The following is a 21,943-nucleotide window of genomic DNA, read 5'->3' as shown; positions in this document are numbered from 1 at the left end:
GGCTGCGCGCGTGGCGTTACCTGCGCCTCGCACTGCACCTGGCGCAAGGGTTGCTCACGGTTCTCACCATCTATCCGCTAAGCCGTGATGCGACGCGCCTCAGCCTGCGTCGCCGCTGGTCGCAGAGACTGCTCGCCATCCTCGGCATCGAACTGCGGGTAGCGGGACAAGCCATCCAGCCCGGCTGCATGCTCGTCGCCAACCACATCTCGTGGCTCGACATTTTCGTCATCAACGCCCTCGCGCCATCGGCCTTCGTGTCCAAGGCGGAAGTGCGCGGCTGGCCGCTGATCGGCTGGCTTGCAACCAGGAACGAAACCGTCTTCCTGCGCCGCGGGAGCCGCGGTCACGCGAAAATCATCAACGCGGAAATCGCCACCCTGCTCGATGGCGGACGCAATGTCGCGGTCTTCCCTGAAGGCACCACCACCGACGGCAGCCACGTCCTGCATTTCCACGCCGCACTGCTGCAGCCGGCGATCGAATGCGGCCATCCGATCCAGCCGCTTGCGCTCACCTACGCAGGCGCCGGCGGTCAGCCCAACCGCGCCGCCGCCTACGACGGGGACATCACCCTCGGACAATGCCTCCGCAACATCGTCGCCGAACCGCACCTCATCGCACGCATCGACGCCGCAGCACCGATAGCCACCCAAGGCGTCCACCGCCGTCACGTGGCTGCGATGTCCCATGCGGCAATCGTCGCGCGATTGCCAAGCGTCGGGGATGTGACTGCGCACAGCCCCGGCGACGAGGACGCGAGAAAGAAGGTCGCCTAAGCCTGAACCTGGAACACGGCGCCGTCCTCGAGGCGCACCGCCGTCAGCTTGCCGCCCCACACGCAGCCGGAATCGAGCGCAATGAGGCCCGGCGCCCGGTAGAAGCCCAGCGCCGACCAATGGCCGCAGACGATCGTGTGGGTCGTGCTCAGGCGCCCGGGCGCCGTAAACCACGGCGTCGTGCCGGCCGGCGCGCGCATCGGCGAACCCTTCGCCTGCAGCGCCATGCGCCCGTCAGCGCTGCAGAAGCGCATGCGCGTCAGCGCATTGACGACGACCCGGAGGCGCTCCAATTCGGTCAGGTTCTCCGACCAAGCATCCGGCTCGTTACCTCCCAGATTCTTGAGCAATTCCTTCGCACCCGGGCCAACCAGAGCGGCACTCACATCCGCCGCCAGTTCCGCCGCACGAGCCACGCTCCACTGAGGCAGCAACCCCGCATGCACCATCGCGAAATCGCCCTCGACGTGCATCAGCGGCCGGCTCGCAACCCACGCCAGCAGCTCATCACGATCCGGTGCTTCCAGCACCTGGAACAGGGTGTCGTCGTCGTCCAGTCGCTTGTGCCCTGCCGCGACCATCAGGAGGTAAAGATCGTGGTTCCCCAGCACGATCGTCGCCGCCTCCCCCAGACCGGAAAGGAAGCGCAGCGTCTGCACCGACTCGGGGCCGCGATTGACCATGTCTCCGACGACCCACAGGCGATCCGCCTTCGGGTCGAAAGCGATCCGCTCCAGCAGGCGCTGGAGCACTGAATAACAACCCTGGATGTCACCTACCGCGAAACTGGCCATGAAAATCGGGTGCGCTACAAGAAGTCCGTCGCGAAATTCTATCGCGTCGGAGCTGCTTCAGTCGCGAATCAACGCCGATTCACCTGCGGGAGCGGCTTCAGCCGCGAATGGGCGGCATCGCACGCTGCACGCCCCATTCGCGGCTGAAGCCGCTCCCACAACTATTCGGCTACGACCCGAACCGCTTAGTCACGCGGCACCACCCACACGCACAACGCTCCGATCGCCCGGCTCGACAACACGCAAGGCAGGACGACCGCTCATCGGGACGTATTCCGGCACCCAACGCAGCAGGCCGCGGCGAACCTCGTCGTCACTCACGGGACCTGCCTGCGCAAGCCACGCATTCAGCTCTGCGAGAAAACCCGTCGCCACCGGCCGCGAACGAGCAATACGCAGCTTCGGATGGGGCGTTTCGCGCGTCACTTCGGAATCCGCGAGCAGCTCCTCATAAAGCTTCTCGCCCGGCCGCAATCCGGTGAACTCGATGCGGATGTCGTCTTCCGTATACCCAGACAACCGGATCATGTTGCGCGCCAGGTCGGCGATCTTCACCGGCTCGCCCATGTCGAGCACAAACACCTCACCGCCCTGCCCCATCGCCGCCGCTTGCAACACAAGTTGCGCCGCCTCGGGTATCGACATGAAGTAGCGGTTGATGTCGGGGTGCGTCACCGTCACCGGCCCACCACGCGCAATCTGCTCCTGGAATTTCGGAATAACGCTGCCTGTGCTACCGAGCACATTTCCAAAGCGAACCATTTCAATCTGCGTTGAACCGCCACGCGAATGCAGCGCCTCACATGCCATTTCCGCGAGACGCTTGGTCGCACCCATCACGTTCGTCGGATTCACTGCCTTGTCCGTTGAAATCAGCACAAAGCGCTCGGCACCATATCGCTGCGCGTGCTCGGCAACGCGCAGCGTCCCCAGCACATTGTTTCGAACGGCCTGCCATGCATTGCGCACTTCCATGAGGGGAACGTGCTTATAGGCCGCTGCGTGAAAGACTGCGTGCGGTCGCCAGGCCGTAAATACCTCGGCCAGTCGCGCGGAATCCTTGACGTCCCCCGCTAGACAGACGATTTCAATCTCGGGCCGATGGAGTGAAAACCACTGCTCGATCGTGTAGAGCGCAAACTCGCTCGCCTCAAAAAGCACCAGCCTCTGTGGTGCAAAGCGCGCCAGCTGCCGACACAGCTCACTGCCGATCGATCCTCCCGCCCCGGTCACCATCACCGTCTTGGCGGCGAGCATCGCCTGGACGTGCGCCGAATCGATACGCACCGGTGCGCGTCCGAGTAAGTCCTCGATTGCCACCGGCCTCATCGAATTGATCGCGACCCGCCCGTTCATCAGGTCTTCGAGACCCGGCACAGTAAACACATGGGCGCCCGCACGAACCGCGAGATCTGTTGCACGACGCAACACGTCACTGGCCGCTGACGGCATCGCCAGAATTACATGCTTGGCCCGATGATCCGCGAGTACGTTCGCGATATCCTCGACGCCCCCCGCAACGGGATGACCGCAGAGTTCCAGCCCCCACTTCGAGCGATCATCATCGACTAGTGCTACGACACGCCAGTCGGGGCTGCGCTCAAGCGCACGCACGAGCATCAAGCCGCCCGATCCGGCACCAACCACTACAACCGGTTTGCCCTGGGCGATCAAACCGCCATATAGATGATGCTCCTTCCACATCCGCCACGCCGCGCGGCCACCGCCCATCAATACAAGCAACAATATCGGGTAGACCAGAATCAAGGACCGCGGTATCAATGGATTTCCGCGATCTAGCGCTACCAAAGCAACCAAGGCAGCAACTGAGATCCCCACGGCCTTGAGCACACGCTTCAAATCAGGAAGGCTCGCAAATACCCACATCCCGCGGTACAAACCAGCCCAACGACAGGCCACAGCCTGCGTCACCAACAACACCCCGAGCCCCAAGAGCCATTGCTGCTCATATCCCTCGGGCCACTCGAAGTTGAACCGAATCAGGAAGCCCCCCAGCCAAGCTACGACGACAGCCAGCAGGTCAAACAGGAAGATCAGCACGGACCGTATTGTATTTTTCATCTGTTGCTCCTCTTCGTGGCCTCCAACTCCCGGGACCACGAGAACTCAAACCGCTACGCCGCAGCCATTTCCATGATCTCGGTCAGCACGTCACAGGTCTTTCCAATTTCGTCCGGTGTCAACGTGGGATGGACGAGGAACATCAGGCTCGTATCTCCCAATTCCCGAGCTTTGGGCAGGCGCGGTTCCGGGCGCCAACCAGTGCCCTCAAATGCCTTCTCCAGGTAGACCTCGGAGCAAGAACCCGAATAACACGGGATTCCGAGCGCATTAATCTCGCCAAGAATGCGGTCACGGCTCCAGTCGGGTTTGAGGTGCTCCGGCTCTACGAACACGTAGCACTTATAGGCGGCATGCTCGACGCCCTCAGGAATTTCGGGCACACGCAGGCCCCTCAATCGGCGCGCACACGACCATAGCGCTTCGGCGTTTTCCAGCCGCTGTGCGTGCCAGTCGGGCATCCGCCGCAACTGGATGCGGCCGATCGCCGCTTGCGTCTCCAGCATGCGCCAGTTAGTACCGAAGCTTTCGTGCAGCCAACGGAAACCGGGAGGGTGATCGCGCTCGTACACCGCCTCCCAGGATTTGCCATGGTCCTTGAACGACCACATCCTTGACCAGAGTTCGCGATCGTTGGTGGTGACCATTCCGCCCTCCCCTCCGGTCGTCATGACTTTGTCCTGACAGAAGGACCACGCACCGACATGCCCGATCGATCCCACCGGACGCCCCTTATACGTGGCTCCGTGCGCCTGGGCGCAGTCTTCGATCACGAACAGGCCCTTCTCTTTCGCCAAGGCCATGATTGGGTCCATGTCGCACGGCCAACCGGCCAGATGGACACAGATAATCGCCTTGGTGCGCGGCGTCAGGACAGGGCGGATCGTCTCGGCGTTAATGTTCTGCGAGTCGCGGTCGACATCGGCAAATATGGGGACAGCCCCCGCGTTGACGATCGCCGAAACCGACGCAAGAAATGTGCGCGGCGTGACGACAACCTCGTCACCAGGACCAACGCCCAGGGCCTTCAGCGCAACATCCAAGGCCACCGTCCCATTGGCAAGGGCGATTGCATACTCAACGCCAGCCCACGCGGCAAACTCCTTCTCGAACGCCCGGCACTCCTGTCCGGTCCAGTAATTAACCTTGTTCGACAGGATGACATTGCGAGCAGCGTCGGCTTCTTCGGCGCTGAAGCTCGGCCAAGGGGAAAAAGGGGTATTCAGCACATTCAACCTCTTACTAACGGTTTGGCCGGGTTTCCGGCCACAGTGACGCCAGGCGGTACATCTCTCGTTACCACGGCGCCCATTCCGATCACCGCACCGCACCCGATCACCAGCGGTCGCCCCGGGCGGCCCTGCCTTATCACGGCACCCGCACCTATGTAGGCATGATCCTCGATCACGACGTTGCCATTGCACTTCACCCCGGGAGCAAACGTTACGTAGTCGCCGATTACGCAGTCATGCTCGACGTAGCTGTAAAGATTGGCATGAAAATGTTGGCCAATGTGAATATTCGAAGTGAGTGTTACAAATGGGCTCAGAATTGCTCCAGCGCCCAGGTTGACATCATCCATCGTCACGACATTGGAGGCGGCAATCGTCCACGGGCGCACGCCGTCGTTGGCACAACGCGAAGCGAGTTGCTCTCGCACCTTGCTATTGGCGATCGCGAGAACCGCGTACCGCTCGGTCGCTTTACGCTCGAGGAAGCTTCTGTAGCTCAATATGGGATGTCCATTGACATTGACCGCTTCGGGATTGTCATCAATGAACACCAGGCTGTCGGCCGAAATGCCCAGCTTCTGCAGTTGCATTCGCGCCAATGGCATGACGCCGCGTCCACAGCCGCTCGCGCCATACACGCCGAACAGAGGCTGCATCATTTCACGCCTCCTGACGAGCCGGTGAAGCGCGGCATGGTCGCCTCGCCTTGGGCACTGATGCCGTCCCGAATCAACACTTTCTTGACAGTCAATAGCAGTATTTTCAGATCCAGCCAGAATGACTGGTGATTGACGTACCACACGTCCAGTTTGAACTTCTCATCCCAACTGACGGAATTGCGACCATTGATCTGTGCCCATCCTGTCACCCCCGGGCGCACCTCGTGGCGCCGCGCCTGCTCTGCCGAATATAGCGGAAGGTATTCCATCAGCAGAGGCCTGGGCCCAACGAGGCTCATGTCGCCCTTGAACACGTTCCAGAGCTCCGGCAACTCGTCAAGGCTGCTCGCACGCAAGAAGTTGCCGAACGGGGTCAGCCGGTCCGCGTCGGGCAACGGGCAGCCCGCCTTGTCGACGGCATCACGCATGGTCCGGAACTTAACCATCTCGAACGGCACACCACCAAGTCCCGGACGGATCTGACGAAAGAGCACCGGCGCCCCCATCTTGCGACGAACCTGCCACGCGACATACGCAAGAACGGGTGAAAGCAACAGGAGCGCCATGCCAGCTGCGGCGATGTCAAATGCGCGCTTGAGCACTACCTACCCCCTTCACACGCAAGACGGGCGAAGATTTCGGAAAAACGAGTCGCTCCCTTCGACAAGGATAGCTCCTCGCGATAAAACCGATGACTATTGGCTGCCATCCTCTCGCGCTCGACCGCACTGCTGTTCATCAACGCCAAGGCGGCGTCGGCGATGGATGCAGCATCCTCGGACGCGGCAACCCTTCCGCAATCGCTGTCCTTCACCAGCTTGGCCGCATCGCCGTCGACGGCCATCAGGATGGGCTTACCGACTGCCATGTAGGCCTGCGTCTTCGACGGGATGGTGATTGTGAATAGCGGATCCCTCTTGAGATGAACGAGGAGGGCATCCGCAGCAGACAACAAGCTACCAACTTCACTCATCGGAACCTGCGGCAGAAAGACCACGTTGTTCAAGGCCATCTCTGCGGAGAGTTGCTTCAGCCGCGGAAGCTCGACGCCTCCTCCGACAAGAACGAAACACAAGGCAGGCGCCCGATCCTGCAGCAGCTTGGCCGCCTGCAGGACAGAATCGAGCGCTTGCGCCTTACCCATGTTCCCGGCAAAGAGAATGCGGAACCTATCCGGACCGGGGAACGAGGACGGCGCCCCTCCCGCCGCCGACGCCAAACTGTCCTCCGCGCACCAGTTATAGACAACTTCGATCTTCGTCTCTGGCACACCTCGCTCAATCAATAGGCGCTTGAAACCGGGCGATAGCACCACCAACTGATCGACATGACCATAGACCCAGTCGCAGACGGCCGAAACCATCTTCAATGCTCTCTCGTTCGAGAACATGCCAGTCGCCCGCAGCGTGTCTGGCCACATATCCTGAATGTCATAAACAACAGGTACGCGCCGAAAAAGCCGGATCAATGCCGCACAGATACCCACGGTCAGCGGCGGATGGTACGCGTAGATCACGTCGGGGCGCGGGGCTCCAAAAAGCCCGTAGAACAATGAGCTCGCCGCGAAACTGACATAGTTCAGCACACGGCCCACCGCGCCAGTGTCATGACTGGGGTACAAGGGCACCCGCACCACCTTGACGCCGTCGATTTCCTCTCGCTGCAGTACCGACAGCTTATATCCCGGGTAGAGCTTGCCACCTGGGTAATTCGGAAACCCCGTGACAACCTCGACCTCGAACCCACGCTTCACCAACTCGCGTGCGAACACCAGCCCCTTGAAAGTCGGCTCAGGATCAAACCACTGCGTGAGCAATAATATCCGGGTCGGCATGCCGCTCAATACTGCTTCCACGTTACGCGGCTAACGTAATCCGCGTAGCTGTGAACGATTCGAACTACTTTGTCCGAGACATTCGGCATGCTGTAGTCAGCCACCAGACGCAGGTTGCGTTCATCACCACGAGCTTGCGACTCCAGCAGCTGCAGTGCTTGCATCACCCGATCGGTATCCAGACCGACCATCATCACTGCGGCCTCCTCCATCCCTTCCGGCCGCTCATGCGCCTCGCGAATATTCAGCGCGGGGAAATTCAGAATAGATGATTCCTCGCTGATCGTCCCGCTGTCGGACAGCACCGCCTTGGCGGTAAGCTGCAACTTGTTGTAATCCTTGAACCCCAAGGGTTTCAGGAGACGCACGTTGGGATGGAATTTGACCCCCATGGCATCGACACGCTTTTGCGTGCGCGGATGTGTCGAGACGATGACAGGATATCCATACGATTCGGCCACGCCATTAAGAACGGCCACGAGCCGCAGAAAATTCTTCTCGGAATCGACATTTTCCTCGCGGTGCGCGCTCACAACGAAGAACTCGCCCGCCCGCAAGTCGAGACGCTTCAGCACATCCGAGGCTTCAATCCCTTCGCGGTAGTGATTGAGGACCTCGAACATCGGGCTGCCGGTCTTGATGATCATGTCGGGCGGCAAGCCCTCGCGCAGCAGGTAGTCACGAGCGATCGTGCTATAGGTCAGATTGATATCGGCCGTGTGGTCGACAATGCGTCGGTTGATTTCCTCGGGCACCCGCATGTCAAAACAGCGGTTGCCGGCCTCCATGTGGAAGGTCGGTATCTTACGACGCTTCGCGGGGATCACCGCCATGCAGCTATTGGTGTCTCCCAGGACCAGCACCGCCTCGGGCTGTTCGTCGGCGAGAACCTTATCGACTGCGATGATCACCTTGCCGATGGTCTCCGCACCGCTGGCGCCCGCAGCATTCAGGAAGTGATCCGGTTTGCGGATCCCGAGATCCTGAAAAAAAATCTCGTTGAGCTCGTAATCGTAGTTCTGCCCGGTATGGACCAGCACGTGCTCGCAGTGCTCATCGAGCTTGGCCATCACACGCGACAGACGGATGATTTCCGGGCGGGTGCCCACCACGGACATTACCTTCATCTTCTTCATTGCAAATCTCTTCTTCTGCGTCAGGCCGCGGTGCCAACGGGACGCGCGTAGGTGTCGGGACGTGCCCGATCGAAAATTTCGTTGGCCCAAAGCATCACGACCATTTCGTCGTCACCCACGTTGGTGATGTCGTGCGTCCAGCCAGGAACGGTTTCCACAATCTCCGGACGTTCACCGTTGGTAAAGAGTTCGTAAAACTCCCCGGTGACAACTTGTCTGAATCGGAAACAGGCCTTGCCCTTGATGACCAGGAATTTTTCGGTCTTCGAGTGATGGTAGTGGCCACCGCGCGTCACCCCGGGGTGCGCGGTGAAGAACGAAAACTGGCCGGAATCCCGCGTCTTCAACATCTCCACGAACACGCCGCGTGCGTCACCGTACTTGGGCACTTCGTAGGTAAAACGCTCCGGCGGCAGGTAGCTCAGGTAGGTCGAGTACAGCGCCCGCGTCAGCCCGGTCCCGACCGCCTCGGTCACCAGGCTCTTGCGGCTGTCGCGGAACGCATACAACTGGTCCGCCAATTCGCCGACCGTAATTCCATATTGAGGCTGGACCTCGGCAAACCCACTTCCTCCACTCCGTCCGTCCATTACGTCCACGAAGCTTCTGACGACGTCATCGATATAGACCAGGCAAATCCGCGCCGCAGGATCGTTGATCTGGATCGGCAAGTCTCTGGCGATGTTATGACAGAAGGTGGCGACAGCCGAGTTGTAGTTCGGTCGGGCCCACTTCCCGAACACGTTAGGAAGACGGAACAGATGAACAGGCGATCCGGAACCCTCGCTCAGGGCCAGGAGGGCTTGCTCAGCACCCCGCTTGCTAACGCCGTATGCGTTGTCCAGTTCGGCCTGGGTCGACGATGTGTACAACACGGGAACCTTGCGCCCGCACTGCGAGATCGCCGCGCAAAGGACTCGTGTCAGATCAGCATTTCCCGACCGGAATTCCGCGGGATCCTTCGGACGGTTGACCCCTGCGAGGTGGAAAACGAAATCCGCATCCCGCACCAGGGACTCCAGCGCCGACAGGTCATGCTGCCGCGTGAAGGGGACGATTTCCACATCCTTGCGCTCGCCGAGATGGACGATCAGGTTCCTTGCGACGAAACCATCTGCTCCGGTAACAAGCACCTTCATGGGTTACTCCTCGGGGCTCACATATTCGCCGCGCTGCAGGCCGCGAATGAAGTCCAGCTTAAGGAGCAAACGTTGCATTCCGTCGACGTCAAGGCGCTCCGTGTTGTGCGAGTTGTAATCCTCGGTGTGCGAAATTCGCTCTTCGCCTTGCTCGACGAACTTCGTGTAATTGAGATCGCGCAGGTCCGGCGGAACCCGGTAGTATTCGCCGCGATCTTCCGCGCACGCCATCTCCTCCCGACTCAGCAGCGCTTCGTAGAGCTTCTCACCATGCCGCGTCCCTATAATCTCGATCGGATAATCGGGCTTGTCGAGCAGAGCCCTGAGCGCCTTCGCCAACGTCTCGATCGTCGCAGCCGGTGCCTTCTGGACAAACAGGTCGCCGTTGTTGCCGTGCTCGAAGGCATAAAGAACTAGATCAACCGCATCCGCGAGCGACATCATGAAACGCGTCATCGACGGATCCGTGATAGTCAACGGCCTGCCCGAGCGCATTTGATCGACGAAAAGCGGTATGACCGAACCGCGCGACGCCATGACGTTGCCATATCGCGTACCACAAATCACCGTTCGAGCCTCGTCCAGATTCCGGGACTTCGCCACCATCACCTTCTCCATCATCGCCTTGGATATACCCATGGCGTTGATCGGATAAACAGCTTTGTCCGTACTCAGGCAGACAACGCGACGCACACCATTCTGAATCGCTGCCTCAAGAACGTTTTCGGTACCGAGTATATTGGTTTTCACCGCCTCCATCGGGTGGAACTCGCACGAAGGCACCTGCTTGAGGGCCGCTGCATGAAAGATGTAATCGACTCCACGCGTAGCGTTCAAGACACTATCATAATCCCTAACGTCACCAATATAAAACCTAATCTTGTCGTTGGCGTAACGCTTTCGCATATCGTCTTGTTTTTTCTCGTCACGCGAGAAGATTCTCACTTCGCCGATATCAGAATCAAGAAACCGCCTAAGAACAGCATTACCGAATGAACCCGTTCCACCCGTAATGAGCAACCTACGTCCGCTAAATTTCATCATAACTAACCCCCATTATCTTCAATAGCGGCAAAACGGCTACCTTCGCGGCCTTGTATTCCCTTACAAAGTCTAGCGCCTTTTTACCTTTCTCTTCTCTCGATTTTGTATCGAGATTGAGGTGCTTCCGCAACGCATCAACAATCTCGAACTCTGACACACCGTCAATAACATCGACGTAATCAAAATACTCAACAGGAATTCCTGGAAGCCGAGTAGTAAGAACTGGAACACCTGTCGCCATATACTCAAGCAGCTTCGACGGGAACGAATACCGAACGTAGTGCTCATCAGGCGCCCTCGTTATTAAGAGCGCAGCTGCCCCTCTTTGAGCACGAAGAAGCTCATCCTGATTGAGAAACCCAAGATTTCGGATACGACGATCCTTAGCCGAGCATTCGTCAATAAACCCCGACAATGGCCCAGATCCGCAAAGCCACAGCTCAGCATCCAAGTTGCTGGCAAGGAAGGCGCTAACAAGCGTCTTGACACCATAAGCTTCGTTTAGACCGCCGGAGTAAAGAAAATAGGGTTTTCCCCCGCGCGGAATCGAATCCACGTTGCCACCCGCCGGAACTTCAGGTGCAATCCCCTCTACGGTAACCGCTGGAAGCATCCTCCACGCGGAAATGTCACGCGAAATGAACTCCGTAACAGTACAGATCCCGTTTGATTTCGAAACCAAATATCGAATCAAATATTTATCTATGCTCTTTAGCGCCTTTCGAAACAAACCGCGCTGCACCCCTACATCCATAAGCTCCGGCAAGTCCGGAATAACAACATAGTACGGAATCCCAAATAACATTTTGCTGATTCTCGCTGACAGCAAAAACGGACTATGCGCCGAATAAACACAAATCGCCTGAGAGCGTACGCCGCGAAAGATGCAGCTAACGAGGCCAATGAAAGAAGAGGCGAGGCGGGTTAATAGCTTTAGACCTGGAAGATTAATAAACGGCAGGGTCGTACAAACTACAGAGCGATACAACCAAGTTCGATATCCGTACAGAATGAACCTGTTGCGAGGATAAGTAGATGACGGAAAAAAACCGAGGACCTTAACCCCAATATTATTGTCAACAAAGCCATTCAAGAAACCAAACTCAAACTTCCTAGCTGCCACTTGCGGAAAATGATCCGACTTCGTGCGCTCTCCAAAGTACGTCGACTCAACAAGAAAGCCGAGCATCACCAAATTGAATCTCACAATCTCCCCTTGCAGTTACAGGAAACAAACCAAGCACAAAACACGGTCGTATCTACGCACAAAACTGCCAGTTTGCTTCAGATACCTGCGAACACCACGAAACCCCGAGCGAAGTCGACGAGACTTCGCATTGCCCTCCTGTTCATAGGAGGAAAGCAGTCTTAATTTCCTCGGACATCGTCAGTGACGCGCTTCGCAGCCTCTCGATAATTCAAACGTTTAGCTACAATTGCACCAAGGACACGCAAGCCGGCATACAACGCTAGCGCAAGAATCGTCCATGCAATGCCATGATCATAGATCAACGGCCCCTCTCCCGGCAGCTGTGAAAAGTGATAACCAGCAATCGCCCCGACAACTCCCAACGCCCCTACGCTTGAACTTTCGTCCAGAGGAAGGCAGGAGAACAATCCAAGAATTACCGAGGCAGCCACGAGAGCAAAGAGCGCGACAGGCCATCCGCCAAGCGCGTATCCAGAAACGTGAACCGATGCGGGAGAAGTGCCAATGCCGGAAAATCTGTCATTCTGGAACATCCGTTTATATATATAGGTACTCGGGCGACAGACTTGCCCGATTCGCGCCTGCTCAACAACGCCGCCGCAGACCGCGCCCTCATTTGTAAAAACTTGATAATAGTACGGATAAATTACAGCCATTCGGTTGACAGCAGTTGAAATAAGCCATGGGGCCTTTTCGAAGGCTGTTTCCACCATCTTAAGTGCCGCCGGTTGATAGTCTTGACTTCGCTTCCCTGATTCGTCCGTTAATGATCTGGCAAGATCTGTTGCGCCAGAAGGAATATCACGGCTACCTTGAATTTGCGCCACACCTTGACTTGCCTTTCCCCCCTCCGCAGCAGAGATAGCGGATTCTGCTTTCGGCGGAATGGTTATAGACGCCGGATTAACTGGTGAAAGGCGAAAAACGTATGTCGAAATCAGTAGGTAGGCGGAGATCAGAAATACGGACCCAATAGCGACCTTAAGGTATACCCTCTTCTTGGCATAGACGAACACCGACAGGATTAGGCCAGCATAGAAGATCAAAATTGGCCATTTCATGTTTATCACGGTCAGAAAAACAGACACAATGACCACATTGAATACCATCGCAACCGCCCAGAACATTTCGCCTGTTCGCATCCATCTCACCAAAGGGTAGATTGAGAGGTATGAAAGCAGCGACATCAGAACGACCTTCGCGACAAAACTCATTTGTCCTAGTATTAGAAATCGAGCTTCAACAGACGAAACGGCATCGGCACCGCGTGCGAACAGCGCGAACGCATCTGCGCGCCACAACGATAGGTACACATACAGCAAGCAAGCTGCAGTAACAACCGCGTAATCAAATCTTTGAAATTCAGGAATCCATGCCGCGATTCTGCACACGCGTCTGCTCATAGTAAGCCGCACAGTCTTGACTACCACCGGGGTGACAAGAAATGGCGCAAAGAGCAAGGCCCAAAATCCTGCGCTGAACAAAGTGTCAAACTGTAGAATCGCTGCTGTATAGCTTGCCGATTGCAGGCTCACCCGCCAGGATGAGGACAGAAAAAATAGGTTCCCAACAACGACGGTTAGAAAGTACGCTAAAAGAAACGTGACCGGCGCGAGATTCTCTGAAACCCACGACCTAAAGGCGTCTCGATTAATCACCAACTCACCCCCTTTTTCTTCTTTCTCACTATGATTTGTTTTCATGTTTTCTTGAAATAATCGCCAGACTGCTACTTGCTTCGATTGTCTCGACCGTACCATCTGCATCACTGTCTCTGCCGGAGATTGATTCCCAAGCACAGACCCTTCATCAACCCCGACGTGCAGCCGACGTTGGCAATTTCTTAAGCGGCCATAATCAGAGTCAACTGCTAAATATGCGCCTCAAGCCTCAAGTGCGCAGACAAAGGCCGCGCGAAATTGCCCGGTCACGTCTTTTGCATTTGCCGTAGAATTGTATATACCCATAAGCACAAACAGAGCGCGTACAATGAAATCCAAACCATTGCGCCGATTACCTCACCATACCCCCCGACAACAAGCATCGACGCTTCAAAAAGAACATTACCAACAACAATTGTGCAGACAATTACGACCACAGGCTGAATAAGAATCGAGATCGGCAAATTTGCGCGCACGATAAGCACTAATATATAGACTATCTGGGCCACCAGAAAAATCGCAGCCGCCCCCAAGGCCCCGTACTCTTCCGAGAACAACAAAAATGCCAACAGTGCGGATGCAGCGACGCTTATTGATATTTTCGCAAGCTCTTGCGTATGCGATTTAATTTCGAACGGCTTTTGGAAGTATATCGCCAAACAGGAGCAGTATATTGCGAAGTACGCAATCGATACTTCATTAAGAATCGACGATAGATCTTTCTGAGTATAGTGGAGCACCATTCTTGCGCCGTAAAACTCCACCAAACACCAGAAGCCACCGAAAATGACTGAAGTTAATCTTGTGCACGTCATTAATAGAGCTACATAATCGCGACCATCTCGATGCGCTCGAAATATTAATGGCTGAGCAGCCATAATAACGGGCATGGAGAGCAGGCTAGCAGCGCCAATTAATAGGTCTTTTGCTGACAGATAGGCGCTATTCTGCGGCGTACTCTGAAGGAATAGTTTTTCTCCCGAACTCATAAGAAGCATTGCAACAGCCCATAAGCTGAGCGGAGCTCCATAACGAACAATAACGAGCAGATTTTCAATTGCTCGCGGACTCAAGTTTATTGTCCACGAGAATAGACCACCTCTAAGACAAATGAGCATTGCCGCGAGAGAAGCAACGAAGTAACTCGCGGCAAAGGCGAGCAATGCCAACCGATAGTCGGACTCGAATGCATCTAGAGAAAAATACGCTGTTATTGGAAGAACAATACTGAATAATAATGACATACCAAGCTGAGGAATGACTTTTCTGTCAGCTTGAAAGACTGCGTTCAGGGTCACATATATTGATTGACTCACGCAGATTAGCCCTACTGTACAAGCGCCGTAGATGTCTGAGATCACAAGCAACGAAGCCACGAATCCACTTCCACCCCCCAGCATTCCCAACACGCAGGCGAGTAGAATGCTATCCGCAATAAATTCTTTTTGATTTGTGGAGACCGGCAGGAAAAACACGATAGAGGGAGCCAGCCATCCGCTGAACAGCTGAAGTGAGATTAAAGCTATTGATAGACCAGTCGAATAGTAGAAATAACCCTCACTCGGAAGGCTCCGAATTAGGTACAGTGCCAGGGTGAAGATGCTCACCGCTGGTAATACTTTTATTGGAACATATGCAACGATGTCACGCAGAAATACCCTCGCACTAATCACAGTCTGACTTACTCCATCGTCACCGCTTACACCATAATCGTCGAACTATCCAATTCCATCCCCGCTTGGCAGTACATCACGTAACATCGACGATTCCCGCCCCAGCCGCAAGGCCGCGCATATTGAAACCTACGGACCTTACTAATGACTCATGGTGGGTTACACAAAATACGGTGAGACCTTGGTCGGAGCAACAGATAATCATTCCCATTTGGCTACGCACGCTCGCCGAGCGATTCACTCGCGACGAGAATACGGACCCGACAACGTCGCGCCGCCTATTCGCCCCGACCGGACTCGTACGGTGCAACTCAAACAGGCCGCATCCCTTTCGACAACGATTGGCCATCTCGAACGCACAGACACGGGAAACTTTGTCCTGCATAAATCTTGGGATTATCGCACCGCAACACGCACTCGGGATACTGCACGAAAGTAATAGAACGTGAAGTACTCACATTCCGTGGTATGCGCGATACCATCTCACAAACCGCCATACTCCGTCCCGCACGCTCGTTGCGGGCACGAAACCGGTGCACGCGTTGAGCTCGGCCGTATCTGCGTACGTGGCAGGAACATCGCCGTCCTGCATCGGCAGAAAGTTCTTCTCGGCCCTTGCGCCGACAGCGTCCTCGATCGCTTCGATGAAGCTCATGAGCTCGACGGGATCGTGATTGCCAATATTGAAGACCCGGTACGGGGCCGAGCTACGGCCCGGGTCGGGCTGGAGGGGATTGAACGCGGGATCCGGTTCGGCTGTGCGGTCAAGGGTGCGAATGACGCCCTGAACGATGTCGTCGATGTAGGTGAAGTCGCGCTTCATCTTGCCGTGGTTAAAGACGTCGATCGGGCGCCCTTCGAGGATGGCCTTCGTGAAGAGAAATAGGGCCATGTCCGGGCGCCCCCAGGGGCCATACACCGTGAAGAAGCGCAGGCCGGTGGTGGGCAGGCCGTAGAGGTGGCTGTAGGTGTGGGCCATCAGCTCGTTGGCCTTCTTGGTGGCGGCGTAGAGGCTTACGGGGTGGTCGACGCTGTCGTGTTCTGAGAAGGGCATCTTGGCGTTGCCGCCGTAGACGCTGGAGCTGCTGGCGTAGACGAGGTGCTGGACCTTGTTGTGGCGGCAGCCTTCGAGGATGTTGATGAAGCCGACGAGGTTGCTGTCGACGTAGGCGTGCGGGTTCTGCAGTGAGTAGCGCACGCCGGCCTGGGCGGCGAGGTGGATGACGCGGTCGAAACTTTCCTCGGCGAAGAGGCGCTCCATGCCGGCGCGGTCGGCGACGTCGAGCTTGACGAAGCGAAAGGCAGGATGCTGAGTGAGGCGCGCAAGGCGGTCGTGTTTGAGCTGCGGGTCGTAGTAGTCATTGAGGTTGTCGAGGCCGACGACTTCGTCGCCGCGTGCGAGGAGCACCTCGCTGGTATGCATGCCGATGAATCCGGCGGCGCCGGTTACGAGGATTTTCATACGGAGTACGACCGTTTGTGGGAATTTTGACCGCGAATTATCGCATGCGCGGAGGGCACCTTCGTTACAGAAAGTTAGGGTTCGCCCTGATCGACATGCAGCGGGAATGGATGGGGTGCGTGGTTGCCCCTCGTTCAGTAGCCGGGCGGTCCTGCCGTGCGGCGGGCGATATACTTCCGGGTCCGTCCGAACCCGACCTTCGATGCTTGTCCGACTGCCTTATACCCTGCTTTGGCTGTGCGCCCTGCCCTTCGTCCTGTTGCGCCTCGTGTGGCGCGCGCGGCGGCAGCCGGCCTACCTGAGACATCTGGGCGAGCGCTTCGGACGTTATGCGGGCCGGGCGCCGCTGCCGGTGATCTGGGTGCATGCGGTGTCCGTGGGGGAAACGCGGGCGGCGGAGCCGCTGGTGCGCGCACTGCTCGCACGCTGGCCGGATCAACGGGTGCTGCTGACGCACATGACGCCGACGGGGCGCGAAACCTCCGAGAGGCTGTTCGGGGGGGAAGCCGGTGTGCTGCGATGTTACCTGCCGTACGACCTGGGGCTGCCGTGCCGGCGCTTCCTCGCGCACTTCCGCCCGCGCGTCGGTATCGTGATGGAGACCGAGCTGTGGCCGACGCTGCTCGCGAGCTGTCGCGCAGTCGGAGTGCCAGTGCTGCTCGCGAATGCGCGGCTTTCGGAGCGTTCTGCGCGGCGCTATGCGCGCTGGCCCACCCTGACGCGCATGACGCTGGGAGCGCTGGCGGCCATCGGCGCGCAGACGGAAGCGGATGCGCGGCGGCTCGGCGAGTTGGGAGCCGAGGGAGTTAGGGTGACGGGCAACATCAAGTTCGACATTGCGCCGCCGGATGCGCTGCTCGCGCTTGGGGCGAGGTTCCGCGAGCGCTTCGGCGGGCGCCGGGTACTTCTCGCGGCAAGCACGCGGGAGGGCGAGGAGGCGATGATGCTCGAGGCGTTCCGGGCGCAGGCGCCGGATGATGCGCTACTCGCTATCGTCCCGCGGCACCCGCAGCGTTTCGACGAGGTCGCGCGGCTTGTGGCGGCGAGCGGGCTCAAGCTGCAACGGCGCTCGGACGAGGCCGCCGTTGCTGCGGACACGCGCGTGTGGCTGGGCGATTCGATGGGCGAAATGTTTGCGTATTACGCGGCAGCGGACGTCGCACTGATTGGTGGCAGCTGGCTGCCTTTCGGGGGACAGAACCTGATCGAGGCGTGCGCGGTGGGTACGCCGGTGGTGCTGGGGCCGCATACGTTCAACTTTGCCCAGATTGCCGATCTGGCGATCGCCGCGGGCGCGGCGCGTCGGGCCGGTGACATCGATGAGGGAATGCGAACGGCGGTCGGGCTGCTGGGAGACGCGGTGGCACGCGAGGCGGTCGGTGCGGCCGGAAAGCGGTTTGCGACCGCTCATCGCGGGGCGACGGCGCGGACGATGGAGATCGTGGAGAGGCTGAACCGGGGGTGATGGTAACCTGGTCACAAGCTACCGTTCGGGCTGAGCCTCGCAAGTCCGCAGTTGAAGACATAGGCGGCATATTTGTCTCGTGCGTGACAGACGATAATCGCACGACAGGGCGTTTTTTTGATTAGGAGATTCAGGACAGCGAAGAGGTCAATTGTTCCACGGTAGTCTTGCTGATGCCGTTTTGGGCATCCTCGCCGATTGTCGCGCCGTGCTTCCAAAGGCAGCGCGGCAGCTTAAGACCCCTCTTCAGGATGCGAAAGCCGCCCTCGATGTCGGCAGCATTCGCTTTCCATCGAAGCGTTCAGCCCAATCTATCGCGGCCTCGTCGACGCAGTAGCTGAAGCGCTCGGCCTGATGGTCGGCCAAGATGAAGCGGATGAGGGCGACCCAGCGACCCCCAAAATCACTGGCGGCCTGAGAAACTTGGGCGGTCGCGAACGCGCAAGTCCAGGTGCAACCGGGTCGACTTCGCTTTGTTCGTTGAGCGACGACTGGACTTGCCATCGATGGCTACGAGCTGATCGCTGCCTGCGCCGGAATCACCATGCCGACCCAAGGCCGAAATTCCGCTTCGAACTCGCGTGGATCGGGCATGGCAGTCACGCACGCGAAAGTAACGTGCGACGGGATGCCGTTCTCGACCACTCAGCGCTCACTGCAAATGATAGTATTTAATATATCTCAATGCACCTCCAATACTATGCAAAATATGTCAGATAGAATCTTATTCGCCCATCTCCTCCGGGGAGTGGGGGCAATTCTTGTACTCATATCGCACTACATCGGCATATTTTGGATTATGCACCCCGATATTTCTAGCCTACTGGGCGCTCCGGTTATAGTAAACTTTCCGAAGTTGCATTTGCCTCTTCGTTTAATTGCGGATTATTGCATTGTTTTCGGCCAACTTGGAGTGGGAGTTTTCTTTATATTGAGCGGATTCGTTATTCCGTTTTCGCTGGAAAACTCAAGCAAGGGAACCTTTCTCGTCCGGCGCGCCATTCGTATATATCCAGTATACATAGTTGGATTTTGTCTCGTTATTTTATCGATCCTTACACTTTCGCATTTCACCGATTCTTTATTCAAATATTCCATTAAAGACATTGTTGCACATTTTGGCGTAATTACGAGAGGCCCGCTTGGAGTTGGACGCATTGACGGGATTAGCTGGACGCTTGAAGTGGAGTTATACTTTTATATTTCGATGGCTATTTTCGGCTCATTGATTTTGAGTTTTGATGCCAAAAAATTCTCAGGATTGGCATGTTTAATTGCACTTTCTTGCTCATTCTATCTGGCTAGCGACAATTATCTTATTGGAGTACAAATTGCATCTGGATTGTTATTAGTACTAGGCATTGCGTACTTTTCTTTTCTAAAAGAACGCATCTCGATAAAAGAGATCTTTGTCATCGAAGTTGTAGTTTTTCTATTAATTTTTGTTCTTTGGGTTTTTGTTGCAAAAACCGCAAATTATACGATGCAGTGGATGACGGGCTATTTGTTGGCAATCGCTGTTTTTCATACTTGCTTTGCCTTGCGAGAGAAGATAGGAAAGAATGCCCTGATATCTCATTTCTCAGACATTAGCTACCCGCTCTATGTGGTTCACGCCTTGTTTGGCTATGCCATAATGTACATTTTGGTGGACATTGGATCGGGAGCTTATCTCGCGATCATCTTGGCATCAATATCAGCGTACATTGCTGCACTTGCTATTCATGCGTTTGTGGAAAAACCAACAATGCGACTGGCAAAAGCAGGGGGGTGGCGCAATTTGGCCGCCTCAAAAACGTAGCTTATTAGAACTGAGCACCTCGAATAACCCAAGGTTTTCAGTGAACCCTGCCGAGAAATGGTGACTGCGACCGAATTCGGTTCAATTTCTCTGGCAAATCACCGCCATTGCCGGCGGTGTTGCCTCGTTTTTACCTCGAATCGCCCCGGACATCGGCGATTCGGCCTATTTCGGGCGTCAGAAGGCCTCGATTCCGGCCTCCATGCAATAGACCAGCCGCTTCAGGTTGTAGCAGGCTGCCATCATCGTCATCGCAAAGTTGGCCCGCGCATGACCGATGGTGCGTAGCAGCTTGCCGCCCATCTGCTCGATGGCTCCGAACACATGCTCGAGCCGCGTACACGTCTTGGCGATACGTTTGTTGCGTCGCTGCTGGCACTCGCACAGCGGCTTATTGCGTTTGCCCTTCCGCTGAATCTGGTTTCGGAAGCCGTTCTCCTTCAGTCAGACTTCGCGCTCCTCCGACGGGTAGCCCAATCGGCATAGACATCACGGCTCGTGTTGCTTGTGTCGAAGAGTTGTCAAAGTGCTGGCTGTCGTGCGTGGAGGCGGTGTCGGTCTCGATCCGGCGGATGATCTTGTACTTCTTGTCGACATTGCTCGACAGCTTGTAGCCGAACTGACTTTTGCCGTCCTTCGTCGTCCAGGTCGCGTCGGCTTCCTTCTGGCGCCGCTACGCTGGCTTCCAATCGGTGGGCATCGCGCCTTGCTCGATCAGTTCTTTCTCGCCGCGCCTGTTGTGCTGCTTGGGCGCGGGAACCCGCGTGGCGTCGATAATCTGGCCGCCGCGCGCGATGAACCCCTTCTGGAGCAACTGGGCCGAGACGCCCCTCGAACAGAGCCTTCGCGCCTGCTTCACCGATCCGGTTCTCGAAGGTCCACACGGTGGTGCAGTCGGGGACGTTCGTCGCGTTCGTCAGTCCGCAGAGGCGCTTGTAGCTCAAGCGGTCGAGCAACTGGTACTCCATCTGCTCATCCGAGAGGTTGTACAGACGCTTCAACAGCAGAATGCGCACCATCGTCTCGGTCGGGTACGGCGCACGTCCGCCCTGCGGACTCATCGGACGAGGCGCCACCCGATCAACCTCCGCCGCCAAGGCAGCAAAGTCGATGTGCGGCTCGATCTCGACCAGTGGGTCGCTCAGCGAGTCGATCATCTTGCGGCGGTGTTCGTCAGCGAACAGGTCGGTCTTCACGGCGCTACGCGGATTAATATGGATCAAACATGGAAAAGATCGGCGCCCGGAAGCTTGAGGTGCTGCCATTTCTTGCTGATTCTTTCGTTCGATCCAGTTCTGCAGGAACGTAGTCGGTGAAAAATATCCCAAGGCGGAGTGGCGGCGATTCCGGTTGTAGAACACGGCGATGTATTGGAACAGATCGCTCGTAACCTCGTTACGAGTCGCGTAGCACACGCCATGAACCCGCTCATTCTTGAGACTGTTGAAGAAACTCTCGGTCGGGGCGTTGTCCCAGCAGCTGCCCTTGCGCGACAGCGATCCGCACATGCCGTATGTGGCCAAGCGGGCCTGGCAAGCATGACGGGAATACCGGCTTCCTCGATCGGAATGAAACAGCCCCCCCCTGGTTCGGAAGATGGCGGAACCACGCCATTGACAGTGCATCGAGGACCAAGTCGGTCGTCATCCGCGGCTTGATCGACCAGCCGACCACCTCGCGGTTGAACACATCGATCACGACTATCAGATACAGCCAGCCCTCGGCGGTGGCGATGTAGGTGATATCGCCCGTCCACACACTATTCAAGACGTCAGGCGCGAAATGGCAATTCCGCACATTCGGTGCCACGGACCGTCTGTGCTTGGAGTCCGGAGTCGCCTTTTAACGCCGCTTGTGCCGCGCCCGGTCCGTTTACTCCTGCTTCGGGATGCGTTTCACGTCGTTCTTCTTGTAGTTGCGTCGATCATACGACGACTGCGTTGGAAGACGAAATTCATAGGGAAGCTCAATT

The 21,943-nt window shown here is 56.9% G+C and carries 16 protein-coding genes and 3 pseudogenes; 3 read left to right on the top strand and 16 right to left on the bottom strand.

Annotated elements, in window-relative coordinates:
• Positions 1-2: 2 nt before the first annotated feature.
• Positions 3-779, top strand: coding sequence for a lysophospholipid acyltransferase family protein (locus GPA27_RS10130; protein ID WP_211164921.1), 777 nt, complete (start codon positions 3-5; stop codon positions 777-779).
• Here GPA27_RS10130 and GPA27_RS10125 read toward each other — a convergent pair.
• The 13 genes from GPA27_RS10125 to GPA27_RS10065 form a co-directional block, all read right to left on the bottom strand.
• Positions 776-1,573, bottom strand: a complete 798-nt coding sequence (locus GPA27_RS10125; RefSeq protein WP_169140080.1) for a symmetrical bis(5'-nucleosyl)-tetraphosphatase — start codon at positions 1,571-1,573, stop codon at positions 776-778. The two genes, GPA27_RS10130 and GPA27_RS10125, sit on opposite strands and share 4 nt — an antisense overlap.
• Before the next feature lie 189 nt (positions 1,574-1,762).
• Positions 1,763-3,655: a nucleoside-diphosphate sugar epimerase/dehydratase gene (locus tag GPA27_RS10120; RefSeq protein ID WP_169140078.1), complete on the bottom strand. Its 1,893-nt coding sequence runs from the start codon at positions 3,653-3,655 to the stop codon at positions 1,763-1,765.
• Between the two features lie 53 nt (positions 3,656-3,708).
• Positions 3,709-4,884, bottom strand: a complete 1,176-nt coding sequence (locus GPA27_RS10115; RefSeq protein ID WP_169140076.1) for a DegT/DnrJ/EryC1/StrS family aminotransferase — start codon at positions 4,882-4,884, stop codon at positions 3,709-3,711.
• 2 nt (positions 4,885-4,886) lie between these two features.
• A complete protein-coding gene (locus tag GPA27_RS10110) occupies positions 4,887-5,546 on the bottom strand; it encodes an acetyltransferase (protein ID WP_169140074.1) in 660 nt (219 codons plus the stop codon).
• Complete coding sequence (locus GPA27_RS10105) at positions 5,543-6,148, bottom strand: sugar transferase (protein WP_256222883.1); 606 nt, start codon at positions 6,146-6,148, stop codon at positions 5,543-5,545. Before GPA27_RS10105 ends, GPA27_RS10110 begins: the two co-directional genes overlap by 4 nt.
• Positions 6,148-7,401 (bottom strand): glycosyltransferase family 4 protein, encoded by a 1,254-nt coding sequence (locus GPA27_RS10100; protein ID WP_256222882.1) that lies wholly within the window; start codon positions 7,399-7,401, stop codon positions 6,148-6,150. Before GPA27_RS10100 ends, GPA27_RS10105 begins: the two co-directional genes overlap by 1 nt.
• Complete coding sequence (gene wecB, locus GPA27_RS10095) at positions 7,386-8,516, bottom strand: non-hydrolyzing UDP-N-acetylglucosamine 2-epimerase (RefSeq protein WP_169140072.1); 1,131 nt, start codon at positions 8,514-8,516, stop codon at positions 7,386-7,388. Before wecB ends, GPA27_RS10100 begins: the two co-directional genes overlap by 16 nt.
• Positions 8,517-8,536: 20 nt before the next feature.
• The gene (wbjC, locus tag GPA27_RS10090; protein ID WP_169140070.1) at positions 8,537-9,655 is read right to left on the bottom strand and encodes a UDP-2-acetamido-2,6-beta-L-arabino-hexul-4-ose reductase; all 1,119 of its coding nucleotides are present in this window, start codon (positions 9,653-9,655) and stop codon (positions 8,537-8,539) included.
• 3 nt (positions 9,656-9,658) lie between these two features.
• Entirely contained in the window at positions 9,659-10,699 is a 1,041-nt protein-coding gene (locus GPA27_RS10085; RefSeq protein WP_169140068.1) for a polysaccharide biosynthesis protein, read from the bottom strand.
• Entirely contained in the window at positions 10,686-11,906 is a 1,221-nt protein-coding gene (locus tag GPA27_RS10080) for a glycosyltransferase (protein WP_169140066.1), read from the bottom strand. Before GPA27_RS10080 ends, GPA27_RS10085 begins: the two co-directional genes overlap by 14 nt.
• A 161-nt stretch (positions 11,907-12,067) precedes the next feature.
• On the bottom strand, positions 12,068-13,675 hold the full coding sequence (locus tag GPA27_RS10075; RefSeq protein ID WP_169140064.1) for a hypothetical protein: 1,608 nt from the start codon (positions 13,673-13,675) through the stop codon (positions 12,068-12,070).
• 161 nt (positions 13,676-13,836) lie between these two features.
• Positions 13,837-15,177, bottom strand: a complete 1,341-nt coding sequence (locus GPA27_RS10070; protein ID WP_169140062.1) for an MATE family efflux transporter — start codon at positions 15,175-15,177, stop codon at positions 13,837-13,839.
• Positions 15,178-15,697: 520 nt separating this feature from the next.
• Entirely contained in the window at positions 15,698-16,705 is a 1,008-nt protein-coding gene (locus tag GPA27_RS10065) for an NAD-dependent epimerase (protein WP_169140060.1), read from the bottom strand.
• 202 nt (positions 16,706-16,907) lie between these two features.
• Here GPA27_RS10065 and waaA point away from each other — a divergent pair, with 202 nt between their 5' ends.
• Positions 16,908-18,170: a lipid IV(A) 3-deoxy-D-manno-octulosonic acid transferase gene (waaA, locus tag GPA27_RS10060; RefSeq protein WP_169140058.1), complete on the top strand. Its 1,263-nt coding sequence runs from the start codon at positions 16,908-16,910 to the stop codon at positions 18,168-18,170.
• A 448-nt stretch (positions 18,171-18,618) separates the two neighbouring features.
• On the opposite strand, the pseudogene GPA27_RS10055 reads toward waaA, so the two are convergent.
• Positions 18,619-18,815: pseudogene (locus tag GPA27_RS10055) on the bottom strand (ISAs1 family transposase); the annotation flags it as partial.
• Between GPA27_RS10055 and GPA27_RS10050 the strand changes: the two are divergent.
• Entirely contained in the window at positions 18,763-19,971 is a 1,209-nt protein-coding gene (locus tag GPA27_RS10050) for an acyltransferase family protein (RefSeq protein WP_308446328.1), read from the top strand. The pseudogene GPA27_RS10055 and the gene GPA27_RS10050 overlap by 53 nt on opposite strands.
• Positions 19,972-20,148: 177 nt before the next feature.
• Here GPA27_RS10050 and GPA27_RS10045 read toward each other — a convergent pair.
• Positions 20,149-21,185: pseudogene (locus GPA27_RS10045) on the bottom strand (IS5 family transposase).
• Between the two features lie 42 nt (positions 21,186-21,227).
• Positions 21,228-21,837: pseudogene (locus GPA27_RS10040) on the bottom strand (IS3 family transposase); the annotation flags it as partial.
• Between the last annotated feature and the right edge of the window lie 106 nt (positions 21,838-21,943).

Source organism: Aromatoleum toluolicum (assembly GCF_012911005.2).
Lineage (GTDB): Bacteria > Pseudomonadota > Gammaproteobacteria > Burkholderiales > Rhodocyclaceae > Aromatoleum > Aromatoleum toluolicum.
Note: the sequence above shows the minus strand (reverse complement) of the source record. Positions and strands in the feature narration are given on the sequence as shown.